Source organism: Wolbachia endosymbiont (group B) of Apotomis betuletana (genome assembly GCF_947250475.1).
GTDB lineage: Bacteria > Pseudomonadota > Alphaproteobacteria > Rickettsiales > Anaplasmataceae > Wolbachia.
Genome location: NZ_OX366320.1, coordinates 366,053 through 379,892 on the forward strand (window position 1 = coordinate 366,053; position 13,840 = coordinate 379,892).

Genomic DNA, 13,840 nt, shown 5'->3' on the forward strand with positions numbered 1-13,840 from the left:
TTCGGTAAAATTGTTACGATATGGCAAATATCTCTATAAGATATAAAATAGCACAAAAAATAAGAAGCTGGAGGTTAAAACAAAAGTATACCCTAAAAGATTTAGTAGATAAAACCGGCATAAAATATCATACCTTGTTAAGATATGAGCAAGGAGCATGTGGCATTCCAATTGAAAAGTTAAAAGTGATAGCAGAGGAATTATCAATCCATGTTAGAAATCTATTTCCTAGGCGAAAAGCGCTAAGAGAAAGTGGTTGTTTTGACGAAAGTAAGATCGAATGGATGTATAATTTTATAGCAAAAACAAGAGGACGCAAGGCAATTTATGCATTAACTAAATCTATTGGAGCTGAAGAGGAAAGTAATGTAAAAGCTGCAAGAATAAAAATAGCAAAAAATATTTTAAAGGCAGGGTTTACTAATGATATAATTTACCGAGCAGTAGGTTTATCAACTGAAGAATATTCTGATAAAGAGAGTATACATTATACAAGCCAAAACGGAGGACAAGAGATCAAGAAGTGGAGAATAATCAGAGGATATACACAAGAAGAGTTAGCAAAAAAGCTTAATGTGGGACCCTCGCAGATACATCATTATGAACAGGGGAGTGTGACAATTTTAAGTGAAAGGCTATGGGAAATAGCAGAAAAATTATCGGTGAATGCTGAAGATTTGATAAGGGAAAAAGATTGTTATGAGGATGATGAAGGAGAAAAAGAGCTATTAAGCTTGGCAAGAGAGTTAAAAAAAATTAACAATCAAGAATCACGAGATGAACTGGACATATGGGTAGAATTTTTATCGCAAAGAAAGCAAGTTTACAAAGAAAAGATTTACAAAGCAGAGGCAATAAAAGTTGCGAATAATTTACGTATGTTGGACGTTTCTATTGATGCTATTTCTGAAATAACGGGCTTATCTATTGAGGAGCTTGAAAATTATGCTTTTAAAACTTAGCCTGGTTTAAAAACTGCAGTAGCTTACTGACTCATAAATAATACATTAAAATATCAATAAAAATAGTTGTATATTTAATATATCTAAATTACTGAATGAAATTCTTGTGCTTCTGTATTTAATATATAATGTTCAAATAGATTGAAGTGAATTAACTAAATTAGGTAGTAGAAATTTGCTTAATGTAATTCATTGGTATCACAAATGATTATCTTGAGTATGCCAATTTTTCTAAAAATATTGACGGTACTAAAAAAATAAGTTATCCTTTTAACAGATTTATTAAGAAGATGTGTATGGTTAGTCATGAAAGGAAACATACAGTAGCATTTTGCATTTCAGCTATTGCGTTTTGTGTTGGCATCTCATTAATTGCAGCAGTACTTACAATCAACTATGTTTTTTAAAATTTTTTGAATTTAGTTTCATTACAACTTTTGTTTGTAATTTTGTTTTTTATTCGAGTAAAAAGTGCATTTTTGACAATAAAAACCCTAACTTAATCATAGAAAAATTTTGTATCAAACAACAGTTACTGCTTAGATCTTATGGTTAACGAATATGTGGATAAATACTTTAAATGTGTGTAGACGTATTTATCCACATATTCGTTAACCTATTTTCTATGCAGATTTTTTTAATTCACATTGACTGCTTCTTTAAGCCTCGCATTGGCAATTACTATGATTTTACGCATTAGAGCTGTCATAGCCACCATCTTCTTTTTACCTTTACCAACAAGCCTTGAATAGAAGGCACCAAGCGCAGACTTAGACCTTGAAGCAGACATCGCAGCTGTAAAAAGCTTTTCACGAACGTTGCTTCTGCCACCACTTATTCTGCGATAACCAATAGTTTTACCACTTTCTTTCGGATGAGGTGCAACTCCAGCAAGACTTGCAATTTCTCCCCTACTTACATAACCAAGTTCTGGCATTAGACACAGAAAATCTTGAGATAATTTTGCACCTATTCCTGGAACTGTTTTAAGGATTTTTTGGCGCTTTTGTAACTCTGGATTCTCATCAATAATTTTTTGTATGGTATTGTTGAGCTCATCTATCTGGCTATTAAAGAATTCAATAGTTTTCTGACAGCTTTCTTTTATATGGTCGTTTTCAGGTGCTGCAAGCCTAGATTTCTCTTGAGCTCTCATTTTTGTAATGTCATCACGACGTTGACAAAGTGCAACTAAGGTTGTTTGTTCTTTTGACATAGGTGCAAATAGAGATAGAGTACTATAGCGTTCAAACCCATACTGAGCAAGGGCTCTTGCATCTGATTGATCAGACTTTGCTAAAGTTCCATGAGATAGAACAAAGCTTTTTACTTTGCGAGTATTAGCTCGATGTACAGCAATATCTTTATCAACAAGAAAATGTGCTAAGCCAAGCTCATATTTTCCAGTGTTTTCCAGAGTTACTAAAGAATTAGGTAAGATATTTGAAAAATCTTGAAACAATTGTTGCCAGCCAGCAGTATCATTGTCGAATTCGACAGCGTTCTTCTGTTTGTGAACTGCAACAACATTTTTAAATTTTCCGATATCAATGCCAATAAAATTTTGATAAGATGTAATCATAATAACCTCGATTAGTTTTAATTAATTTAAGATTGTAAACGGGTGCATACATATGTCCCATGCAACTATTCAAACGTATCGAGAGATGGGCTAGTGTACCTTGATCCGAACGGTTATAATACCAACAGTTGGTCGGTCGCACACGCCCGTGATAACTCTATTCCTATAGTGAGTAGGGTTATCTTCCCTCTTATCTCCTTTATATCATATTTTTAACTTACAATAGCTGGAAATTAGGAGAAATAAATAGCTGTTTTCCGGTTGGTAGAATAGAAGAAGAAGGAAATAAATTTGTATTGGGAAACGATAAACTTTCAGGGCAACGTTGGAATTTAAAACACAAGCCAATTTTAGAAAGGTTTAGCATTACTCACAATTACAAAGTAGAAAACTATACAGATCAGAAGATTACAAAATATGGTTTAGCAGAACACAATATTAAGTATGAAAACGATTTAGATTCAGAGCAAAAAGATTCGATACACGAATTAGAAAATTACATTTTAGTATTTTACCCGGGAGTACTGAAGTGGCATGAACATCGACATTTGCACAGAAGTTGGAAAAATAGTCAAGTAATATGTGTAATAAGTTAAGTACTTATATTTAGATCCTCATATATTATATTAATAATAGGTTAAAATGTATGAAATAAAAAGAAAAGGACTTGCTTTCTCATGCTAAAAAGGACATGACTTGAATAGCAGCAGGTAAATATAAGAAATTTATCTGGCGCTAGAAAAGCTAATTTTGTGAGGTATGAAATGAGTTTTAGCAAGAGTAAGTTTTTTAAAGAAGTATCAAGTAAAAACATTAATAAAAGAAATGAAGAAGGAGAGACGATCTTGCATCAAGCAGTAGAAATCTCCAATTACAAAACAGTGAAGTTATTAATAAAAAAAGGGGCAGAGGTAAATGCAAGAGATAAAAATGGTTATACACCACTACACTGTGCAGTATTTGCGAAAAGCTTAGAAAATGTAAAAGTGCTGCTAAGGTCGGGAGCAGAAGTAAATGCCACTCAATATGTCAGTGGATGTACGCCACTCCACTCTGCGTGCAAAGGAGCAGGAGTTGAAATAATAAAAGAGCTAGTAAAGGCAGGGGCTGAGGTTAATCAACTGAATAAGTATGGTGCAACACCAATGTATTACATCTGGGAAAGTGAAAAGTATCGTCTATGTGATAGCAAAGAGAGTGAAAAGGCAAGTAAATTTTTGAGAGAAAAAGGTGGAGTAACAAAAAGTAGAGAACTGACGTGCTATGGAATAGAGGGGCTAGTGGGAGAAATAGCAGACATGTTGAATGGAAGCTACATGCCGGAGCTAAAAATAATAGAGATAGAAGAAATAAGAAAGAGAGACAAATCACTAATAAAGAAAGAATGTCAAAATTTAGCAAGCAAGATAATCAGCCAAGTGAATGAAATGATTAATGAGACAGACTTAAGGTGGTAAATGGGTGGGGTAACTAAGATGTTCAATTTAAATAAGAGATTGGAAAAATTAAAGAAGAATTCATTTTATGTAATAAATGAAAAAGACGAAGGTGGTAATACAGTATTGCATCTAGCAGCACAATTCTCTGATGAAAAAGTAGTCAAGTTACTGATAGAAAGGGGAGCAGAAATAAATATAGAAAATAATAGCGGAGATACACCGTTACACCTAGCAGCATTTCTGGGAAAGGTAGAAAATATTAAGGCACTGATAAAAGGAGGAGGAGAAGTAAATGCTAAAAATGATGGAGGATATACGGCATTACATTGTGCAAGCATGATGAGCTGTGAAAAAACGGTAAGGGAGCTAATAAAAGCAGGATCAGATGTAAATACTAGAAATTATATAGGAAGGACGCCACTACACGGAGCAGTATTTATGAGGGAGATAAAGAACGTAAGAGCAATATTAGAAGCCAGGGGAGATGTAAATGAGAAAGATGATAAAGGATATACACCGATAGATTTGGCATATATGGGAAATAGCGAAGAGATCATGAGAGAATTAGTAGAAGGTTATGGAAGTTGATTGAGAAAAGGAAGAAAATGGTAGAAAAGGAAGTGTTGTTATTAGAGAGAAAATCGTTATCAGAACTGAGAAAAATATGGAAGAAGGTATATGGGGAAGAGGCACCTAAACATTCAAAGAAATATCTGATACCAAGACTATCATATAGAATGCAGGAGGAAGCATATGGAAAAATGTCAAGAAAAGGGTCAAAAAGACTAGAGTATCTGGCAGATCGACTAGAGAAGGGAAAAAGAATAAGTAGTGACAAATTGCCAGTAGCAGGAACAGAGCTAATATTAGAGAGAGGGGAAGAAACGCATGCGGTAATGGTAACAGACAAGGGTTTAATCTACCGAGAAGAATTTTTCACATCATTGTCAGCAGTAGCCGGAAAAATAATGGGAATGAGTTACAACGGACCTTTATTATTTGGAATGCGTGATAAAAATGGAAGTTGAAAATGCTAAAAGAAGTAAGATGCACGATATATACGAGAAAGTCAAATGAAGACGGTCTAGAACAAAAGTTTAACAGTTTAGATGCGCAGCGAGTAGCATGTGAAAAGTACATAAAGAGCAGAGAGGGTTGGGTAGTATTGGCCAAAAGGTACGATGATGGAGGTTTCTCAGGAAAGAATTTAGAAAGACCAGCAATAAAGGAATTATTTGAAGATGTTAAAGGAGGAGAAGTAGATTGTGTGGTAGTGTATACTCTGGATAGGCTATCAAGGGAGACAAAAGACAGCATTGAAGTAACATCATTTTTTAGAAGGCACCGAGTAAATTTTGTAGCAGTAACGCAGATATTTGATAATAATACGCCAATGGGAAAGTTTGTACAAACAGTGTTATCAGGAGCAGCACAGCTAGAAAGAGAGATGATTGTAGAAAGGGTAAAAAATAAAATAGCAACATCAAAAGAGCAGGGATTATGGATGGGTGGAACTTTACCGCTTGGGTATGATGTAAAAGATAAAGAATTAATAATAAATGAAAAAGAAGCAAAAATAGTAGGGCACATATTTGAAAGATATTTGGAGCTAAAATCAATGGCAGAATTGGCAAGGGAGTTAAATAGTCAAGGATACCGGACAAAATCAGATATCTTTAAAAAAGCGACGGTAAGGAGAATAATAACAAATCCAATATATATGGGAAAAATCAAACATTATGAAAAAGAGTATGAGGGAAAGCATGAAGCAATAATAGAAGAAGAAAAGTGGCAAAAAGCGCAGGAATTGATAAGGAATCAACCATATAGAAAAGCAAAATATGAGGAAGCACTGCTTAGGGGAATAATTAAGTGCAAGAGCTGTGATGTGAATATGACACTGACATATGCAAAAAAGGAGAATAAGAGATATCGATATTACGTATGCAACAATCATTTAAGGGGAAAAGGTTGTGAATCAGAAAACCGAAATGTAATAGCAGGAGAAGTAGAAAAAGAAGTGATGAGGAAAGCGGAGCAGATATATGAAAATTGGAGAGAAAAGACCGAAGAAAAATGGGAAAATTTAAGTTTTGGAAAGCAGAAAGAAGTAGTGAAAAAGTTAATAAAGGGAGTAATGATAAGAGAAGATGGAATAGAGGTACATTCTGAGTCAGAGGAAACATTTATACCAATAAAAAAGAAAGGAAATAAATGCACAGTAGTAGAGCCAGAAGGGAAAACAAATAATGCACTACTGAAAGCAGTGGTGAGAGCTCACCTATGGAAACGTCAGCTAGAAGAGGGAAAGTATAGAAGTGTTAAAGAGATGAGTGCCAAAATTAATATAGGTACAAGACGTATACAGCAAATTTTGAGATTAAATTATTTAGCTCCAAAAATAAAGGAAGACATAGTAAATGGGAGACAGCCAAGAGATTTGAAGCTAGCTTATTTAAGAGAAGTACCAATGTTATGGAGTGACCAATTGGAGAAGTTTTACGGCTTAGAATCTCAATTTACAAAAGCAATAGGCAATGGAAAAGACTATGTGCCAGAAAACCAATACTTTAAAACAAAGAATTAAGGTAAACTAGTTTTACAGGAACTGATACTTAACTATGTAATAAAAATAGTGATAATCTTAAACATACATATGAAACGATTCCAGAACTCCAAAGTTATTGCGTAAGAACCTGATAGCCCTTCTCCCGCTGAATCATGTGGTGGGTCTGATAAAACCCCAACTATGGATTAGCCAGCAAAGAAAGGCATAGAAATAGAGGGCTTTTTCGACTGCATGGAATAGGAAATCAGAACAGAAAAAACATGAATTAGGAAATTTGTTGGCGATCTGTGTCTTGTGTGCTCAATCTCAAATTTGTTTTTCAAGGAGTCGAAAACAGTCTCAACAATCGATCTTTTCCTTAGTAAAATCTTCTCTTTAAGTGAAATGAGTACGTTTTTCATACCTTTTTTTACTTTAGTGACGAGTTTTAGGCCTCTATCAAAGAGTTTCTCAAAGAGCTCTTTCTTTATATAGCCCTTATCTCCAAACAAAAGTCCGGTCAGTCTTTTAGTGAGAGTTGGCACAGGTTTTCTGTCATCAACGTTACCTTTGGTTAGAGTAAGTGATTCCAATTTCATTAATTACCAAGTGCAATTTAAAGCCAAAAAACCAACCATATGTGCTCTTACTAATTTCTGCCAAACCATCAAAAACTTTGTTCTTGGAGATTCTTTTTTTGTGGCAAACAGCGATTGTAGAAGTGTCTATGTAGGCAATACCTGTCATTTTTGCTTGTTTGCAGAACCATTGCAAAAGTAATCCATAAAACCCGTGATTTAAGAGCGATAAATCGGTCATATGTTGGCAATTTAGAAAACTCAGATTTATAAAGTGGCAGATAAAGTAGGTAAAAAGCTTTGAAACTTTTGCAAGGGGATTGATGATATAATAGAATTATGGTGAGAATTTCCGAAGTCCGGTATTCTAGTGGGTTTTCTTCCTTTTGATAGGAGCATATTAGCAAAATTATCATCGACTGTGCGACAAAAATCCTCGACGCAACAGTAAAGTTCTGTAATATCTTTCTTCATGGGTAACCTCTTAATTATTGATAAAATACTTGAGCTTACCCTGTTTTCCTCTTCTTAGCTGCACTTTTATCTCTTTATTTAATCCATAGTTGGGGTGATAAAGGAAATTCTGTAGGTATCACAAAAGTCAATTCAATCAAACACAAAAGGCTATACCTATAAAAGAATAAACATCAAGAGAGAAAAATAATTTCTTTAGAAGAATCTCTAAATTATTAAGTCAACACTTATCCCCCTACTATTTCTTCTCACCTTGAGAGTATAGTTTATACCTAAGAAAATCTTACTTTGAAGATACATCAATTTTTTTACCCTCCAAGACCTTTCTTTTGTTTACTAATTTTAGTTGACTTCATTAACACACTACTATTTCTTTCGAAGCTCCCACCTTTTGCAGCTGGTCTAAACTATCGATTGGCCTCATAAGAGTAGATGGGACACCTGATTCTTTCACTACAAAATTTGATTGTTTAATAGTTTCAGCTGACTCTATAAGTATTCTACCGTTTCTTTCAAAACCTTTATCGTTAACAGCTTGTAGAACACTTTTTCCTCCTAAAAAGCAGCTTTCTCCTAGACTTGATTTATCTTTTAATTTGTTAAACTTCTCCTGGTTCTCTCCATCAAGCTTTACTTTTATTATATTACTATCACTAGGATACAGATGAATACTAATCTCGCCTACTTCAGTGGTAAAGGACATTTCAATGCTATCTCCTAAGACATCTGTATAATTTCTTTTTCCTCATATATTTTCAACTCTTACTATACTCTCTCCAATCTGTAGGATGCTACTTTCTATACTAAAGTTTTCATTCACCTTACTATTCATAACCTTTCCAACTTCAACAATACTGTTTTTTGGCCACCTAAAAAGAACAAGATTGTTATCTACTTCTACTTGCAGATCATCATCTTGAACTTGTTCATTCTTATTTATTAAACCTTCATATGCGATACTTTTCAGTTTGTCCTTAATTTTTTTTCACTCTGTAAAAATAGGCTCATCACTTCCCCACATAGTTTCACCTATCATTCTATCATTGTAAAAATCAGACTCTATTTTTGCACCTGCTAATAGTAGCTTATTGACAATATTGAATAAAGGTTCTAAAGCCTCTTCCCACTCATCTATTGCCTCTTCCCCATTGTCCTTATAACGTGATATAGTAGTAGGAGTTATACGCATAACACTGCTAGCATTAGCAATGTCAATTATTTTTTTAAATATAAAATTCGACACACTACGTTCATAGTGATCACAGCGTAAATTTAGCTTTATTTTTCTTTTCAAATGTTCATCTATTAAACGTTCCATCTTTTCTAGAGTGACCTTTGCAGAACTTTCGTATCTATTTTCATGAAACTCTTTCATTATACTTTCCATCTTGTCATGAAATTCATCAATCGAAACTTTTTCGCTTTCAGTTAACAGATTTGCTAAATTCATTAAAATTGAGTTCTCTGGAATAAAAGAACTTTCAACAACAGTATTGTTGTCTTCAACAACGGACTCATGCCAGTCATCAGTTTGTTCTTGATCTAACAATGATGGACTAGGCTCCAGAGTTTGCTGACCAAAACGTTCCATGTGCTGTTCTTCAGTAGCTAATCCACCATTTGCATGAACTTGCTTAGTTCCTAAAATATATTCTAATATCATAATCCCTCAATCTATAGATATATTATGTACATAATTAGCATGAATAAAAGCTAATGCAAGTATAATTTTTCTAATACCAATTTCCGTTAGTTATGAAACACATGAAAAAGAGCTGTTTTTGCCTATAATTGAGAAGTTAAACAAATTTATCATTTGCGTTCCCAACAATGAGTGTTGGTATTAGCTGCATGATGCATACGCTACTTTTAAATTTGATCAAACTTAACTAAAAAAGTAGTGATTTTCAATAATTTACCTACAATCTAATTCATAGTTGGGGTTAGAACAGTGTTACAGAACTTGATTATATACTAAAGCATAATCACTCTAGATGCAAAAGTGGTTAGCTGCATAATTTACCTAGCAATTTCTCCCCTAGAGTCAGAAACTCTTCTTAACTCTTCACGTTCTGTCCATTTGTTGTTAGACTCGCTTATTACTTCAGGATGCATTAATCCACCGGATCTAGCAAAAACACCTCGGTCTATAGCTTCAATAACCGATAAACCTCCCAATAAGCAATTTTGTCCTATCTTTTCATAATTTTCTATTCCTTCATTGCAATCTTCTATTGCTTCATTATAACTGTCTATTTCATCGAGTAGAAGTAGGCCTTCTTCACTCACCTCTACTTTTATCCAATTTTTATTTTCTTCATGAGGGCATAATCTAACTTCTAATTCTCCCAAACTAGTATAGAAAGTTAATACTATACTGCTGCCTTCTGTAAGATCTGTATAATTCCTTATGCCATTTTCAGTTTTAATTTCTACTTCACTTCTACCGATCTTTACTATATTTCTTCCACACTTTATCTCTCCATCGGTTAGACCTAAATCCCTTACCCCATCTGTTATCTTTATAATGTCTATTTTACTATCTTTAGAATATTCTAAGTAAAAAACGGAGTTGTCTACTCTTGCATCTTTTAGCTCTCTATTGGTTGCACTTTTTGCGATTTCAATAAATTTATGAGAATTGCTAACATAATCTATATAAGCTTTTTTTAGGTTAGTTTTATGCTCTTTAAATTCTGATGTCAGTGTGTTAGCATCAACTGTATTACCAAACACTGCCCCTTTTGATACTAATTGACATATTATACTACTAGAAACTTTAGGATTTTTTTCCAACTCACTGATTTTTTTCATCACATAATCGGTAAAAGTGTACTCATTACCTGAAAAAAAATCTTGTGAAAAAGAATAGTTTAATCGTATACCAGACTTTATAGCATCATTTACAATCTCTTCAAGTTCAGCCATATTTTGAGCTCGCAATACCTTATCAGAAAACTTATTTAACTTTTCCTTTTGATTTGAAGTTAAATTAACGAGTAATTTACTGGCCTGTCCTTCCTTTTGCTGACGATAAATATTTATACCATAATATAATGCTCCTGCTTCTAAAAATATCTTTCTTAACTCTTGAATAAGACCTTCATTGTCCCAAGAAAAACGATCAACATAAGAAAACACTTTTGATTCACCCATTCCTTGCCGAATATTTAGCACCACTTTTAGGTCTGAATCTCTTTTATGCTTACTTAAAAACTCCTTTAAATTTTTAGTGCAGTCTGAATCGAGTACAAGTAAGTCATACAATTCTGCATTTAACTTTTTCTGTTTATCAGTTAGAAATAATTCTTCTATATTATAGCAGAGTTTATTAGTTGCTATTTGTTGTGGAGTTCTCCCCTTTCTACTTGTTATATTAGGGTTAGCTCCTTTCAAGAGAAGAGAGTTTGCATTATCGTAATGACCTTTAGCAGCAGCAAGGTATAGTGGTGTTTTTCCTTTATTATCTTGTATGTTAGGATCTGCACCTGCTTCTAAGAGTAAATCTATAGCCTGATTTCCTGTGCGACGAAATCCACCAATATTTGCTCCTGCAATTGCATGCAATACTGTTGACTGAGATTCTCCTCTTCTTAGGTTAAGAATTACTTTTAAATCTTTATTGTTTTTATTATCATGTAAAAATTCTTCAAGGGGCTCAGTATTATCAAATGAACCACAGTTAGAAGCTAAACATTTTAGAGCACTAAGTAACCTTTTATTTAAATTTTTTTGACTTGGCGTAAGATCGTGATCTAGAGCAAACCAAACACAAATCTGTTCACTTAATCCAAGTTTGCTATCTATCAAAGATGATGGTTCATTATAATTTCTAACTGATGGTAAATCTCCTGAGTACCACATATCATTCATCAGTTCATTTAATAAATGCTCTTTAGATGATAAATGTTCTATAATGGATTCATATTCAAAATCATATAGTTCTGGTTTGGATTTTGGTTTTAGTAAATTGATGATAGATTTTACTATCCCAGTAGACTCACTCATACTTACCCCTCTAAGATACATAGTACATTATATGCGATATATAACATTAAGTCAATACCATAATCTTTTTACTACTCATATTGTTAAGCTCTTGTTAAGTTTTTATGGTGAGTAACAATGGAGTATATAGATAGGTTAAAAGTTGCTTATGACTGTAAATTTGAGCTAATTTTACTATAGATGAACATAGTTAAGACCTATATTTGATATCACTACTATAAGAGCATGATGCTTTAAATGAGTACGGAAACTGCTGAAGTTTTTTTACAACAAACTTGTACGGAGCAACTTCAGCAGAATAAACAAACACATGCTAGTATTAGTAGAGAGTTATTTATAAGTCAACTAGCTTTTTTAAAAATATTTTAGTGAGGATACCATGCTAGTTAAAGAATTGAATTATTGACTTTCTCCAAAAACATAAAAAACATCGTATATTTGTGAGAACAAGCAGCGTAAAAATAAGGTTATAAAAATAGAAGATTTAAATTATTTCAATAAGCTTAGGCAAAACAGTTCGTATGTAGATATGGATGAAATGGGCTAATATGGCTGATTTTAGCGTATAATGAAATCACTATATTAAAAAGTTCGTATGTATCGTTTGGTAGACCATCCCATCCCAAAACGAACAATTCTCACCGCCCTTGGTTTTGAACGCTGGAAATGGTTAATTTGCTTGAGATCCTAATAATATGTTTTGCTAAATTAATAGCATTTTACTTGTGAAAGAATTAACAAGTGTATGATAAAAATAGAATATAAAAACAAATTGATCCTGTTAAGAGTCTTTCATCGAAAGTTACTTTGGGTTGGAAAAATTTCTAAAATCATGATTGACAGGTTTTAAAGACAGAGTAATATACCTAGAGTATAATAGAGGCTAGTTCATTATGGTACGTGAGAGGGTTAAGAATCAAAGTATTTTTTCATTCATTTGTAAAGAGGGGTAATTATGGACCGTGGAGATATTCCGGAAGTTTTGTTTTCATCTGTTAAGGAGGATGATCCTTACAAGGCATCTAAGCTCCTCCAAATTGAACGCTGGTGCTATACACATTCAAAAATAATTGAAAGAAGTGGTCAAAAAGGACACAATCTTATTGCACAAGTGTTATCTGACAAGCAGTCTTGGGAGGAGGTAGGAGGATTGCATGGAGTCAAGCTTAATAGACGGGAGGTAGGTAAAAGGCTTACTACACTACCAGATTCGGATAATGCTTTTGGCAGGGCAAGTAGATACAAAATTGCATGTGAGTGTTGTTTAGAGGATGAAATACGAGCTATATTTGAGGAAAGAAAAGAGGAATTGTCTGCTCAAGGTAGAAGTAGCTTGCTAGAGTATAACCACTTAGTTAAGTGCTTTGGAGAAGGTCCTATAGCACAGTTTTGGTCACATTTCATTAGTGGGTATCTTGATAAATTGGATTTGAGGGGTCGTCATCTATATGAGTGTGGGCTTGACTGTGCAGTAGGTTGGCACAGAGTAGAAGCAGTGGAATTCTTTTGTAATAAGATAAAATCCTTGCCTGACAATAAAATGAGTGCACAGAAAAAGGATGAGATCTTCATGAAAAATGCAGTGTATTCGGCAGGACCTAATTTTCGCGTTTACCCTGATATATTTGAGTTTTTCCTTGATCAGATAAATCCTGATAGATATCCAGAGCTTTTAAAAAGAGATTTGGAGAAAAATGGTTATTACGGTTCTTTGAATAAAATGAAGGACGTGCTTAGCTTTGATAAATTTCAGGAATTGTTCGATTGTTTAAAGCCAAGTGATATTACAGAAGATGATTATCGTCTCTGGTCAAAATTCATGATAAAGGACTGTCCAGAGTATTATTTAGGTGAGGGTGTGGGAGTTTTTATGCATATGTGGATGAAGGAAGGATTTGATAGTCATCGTGCTTTCACATTAGACGGGGAAATGATGGAAGATTCTTCTTTTCAAGGAAAATTTTCAGTACATTTGATTGAAAAAGGTTTTATGAAGCCAGTGTGGGCAATGTTAGATAATGCTAATTTTAGACAAATCAAGGAGTTCATGTCTTCTGAAAAAGCAAATTACATACGTTCTATATTAGAGCAAGGAGATCATGTTTCATTAAATAAGTTTTTAGCGTATGGCAAGTCTGCTGATAAAGAACTCGATCAAAAAAACATACCTGGCCCAAGCGGTGATTTAGCTGAGGTAGAGATTAGTAAACAATCTTATATGGGGTTAGGTGATCATTAAAAAGATCTAA

General features: G+C 33.6%; 10 protein-coding genes and 2 pseudogenes. 7 read left to right on the top strand and 5 right to left on the bottom strand.

All coding sequences use genetic code 11. From position 1 onward, the window contains the following. The first annotated feature begins 20 nt into the window (after window positions 1-20). Entirely contained in the window at window positions 21-962 is a 942-nt protein-coding gene (wmk, locus tag OOK82_RS01635) for a WO male-killing family protein Wmk (protein WP_264704334.1), read from the top strand. A gap of 637 nt (window positions 963-1,599) precedes the next feature. On the opposite strand, the gene OOK82_RS01640 is transcribed toward wmk, so the two are convergent. Then, window positions 1,600-2,544, bottom strand: coding sequence for an IS110 family RNA-guided transposase (locus OOK82_RS01640; RefSeq protein WP_264336326.1), 945 nt, complete (start codon window positions 2,542-2,544; stop codon window positions 1,600-1,602). A 221-nt stretch (window positions 2,545-2,765) separates the two neighbouring features. On the opposite strand from OOK82_RS01640, the pseudogene OOK82_RS01645 reads away from it, so the two are divergent. The 5 genes and pseudogenes from OOK82_RS01645 to OOK82_RS01665 form a co-directional block, all read left to right on the top strand. Then, window positions 2,766-3,140 (top strand): annotated as a pseudogene (locus OOK82_RS01645) (phage tail protein); the annotation flags it as partial. A 168-nt stretch (window positions 3,141-3,308) separates the two neighbouring features. After that, window positions 3,309-4,001 (top strand): ankyrin repeat domain-containing protein, encoded by a 693-nt coding sequence (locus OOK82_RS01650; RefSeq protein ID WP_264704335.1) that lies wholly within the window; start codon window positions 3,309-3,311, stop codon window positions 3,999-4,001. Then, a complete protein-coding gene (locus OOK82_RS01655) occupies window positions 4,002-4,571 on the top strand; it encodes an ankyrin repeat domain-containing protein (protein WP_019236409.1) in 570 nt (189 codons plus the stop codon). Window positions 4,572-4,588: 17 nt separating this feature from the next. Then, window positions 4,589-5,011, top strand: a complete 423-nt coding sequence (locus OOK82_RS01660; protein ID WP_019236408.1) for a DUF2924 domain-containing protein — start codon at window positions 4,589-4,591, stop codon at window positions 5,009-5,011. A gap of 2 nt (window positions 5,012-5,013) precedes the next feature. Beyond that, complete coding sequence (locus OOK82_RS01665) at window positions 5,014-6,570, top strand: recombinase family protein (protein WP_096097267.1); 1,557 nt, start codon at window positions 5,014-5,016, stop codon at window positions 6,568-6,570. 167 nt (window positions 6,571-6,737) lie between these two features. Here the strand turns inward: OOK82_RS01665 and OOK82_RS01670 are convergent. The 4 genes and pseudogenes from OOK82_RS01670 to OOK82_RS01685 all read right to left on the bottom strand — a co-directional run bounded on the left by OOK82_RS01670 (window position 6,738) and on the right by OOK82_RS01685 (window position 11,591). Beyond that, a pseudogene (locus tag OOK82_RS01670) lies at window positions 6,738-7,583 on the bottom strand (IS982 family transposase). A 355-nt stretch (window positions 7,584-7,938) separates the two neighbouring features. Next, the gene (locus OOK82_RS01675; protein WP_264704336.1) at window positions 7,939-8,286 is read right to left on the bottom strand and encodes a hypothetical protein; all 348 of its coding nucleotides are present in this window, start codon (window positions 8,284-8,286) and stop codon (window positions 7,939-7,941) included. A 282-nt stretch (window positions 8,287-8,568) separates the two neighbouring features. Beyond that, the gene (locus OOK82_RS01680; RefSeq protein ID WP_246485338.1) at window positions 8,569-9,246 is read right to left on the bottom strand and encodes a hypothetical protein; all 678 of its coding nucleotides are present in this window, start codon (window positions 9,244-9,246) and stop codon (window positions 8,569-8,571) included. Window positions 9,247-9,602: 356 nt separating this feature from the next. Further along, window positions 9,603-11,591 (bottom strand): ankyrin repeat domain-containing protein, encoded by a 1,989-nt coding sequence (locus OOK82_RS01685; protein ID WP_264704337.1) that lies wholly within the window; start codon window positions 11,589-11,591, stop codon window positions 9,603-9,605. 955 nt (window positions 11,592-12,546) lie between these two features. On the opposite strand from OOK82_RS01685, the gene OOK82_RS01690 reads away from it, so the two are divergent. Then, a complete protein-coding gene (locus OOK82_RS01690) occupies window positions 12,547-13,830 on the top strand; it encodes a hypothetical protein (RefSeq protein ID WP_264704338.1) in 1,284 nt (427 codons plus the stop codon). The last annotated feature ends 10 nt before the right edge of the window (window positions 13,831-13,840 follow it).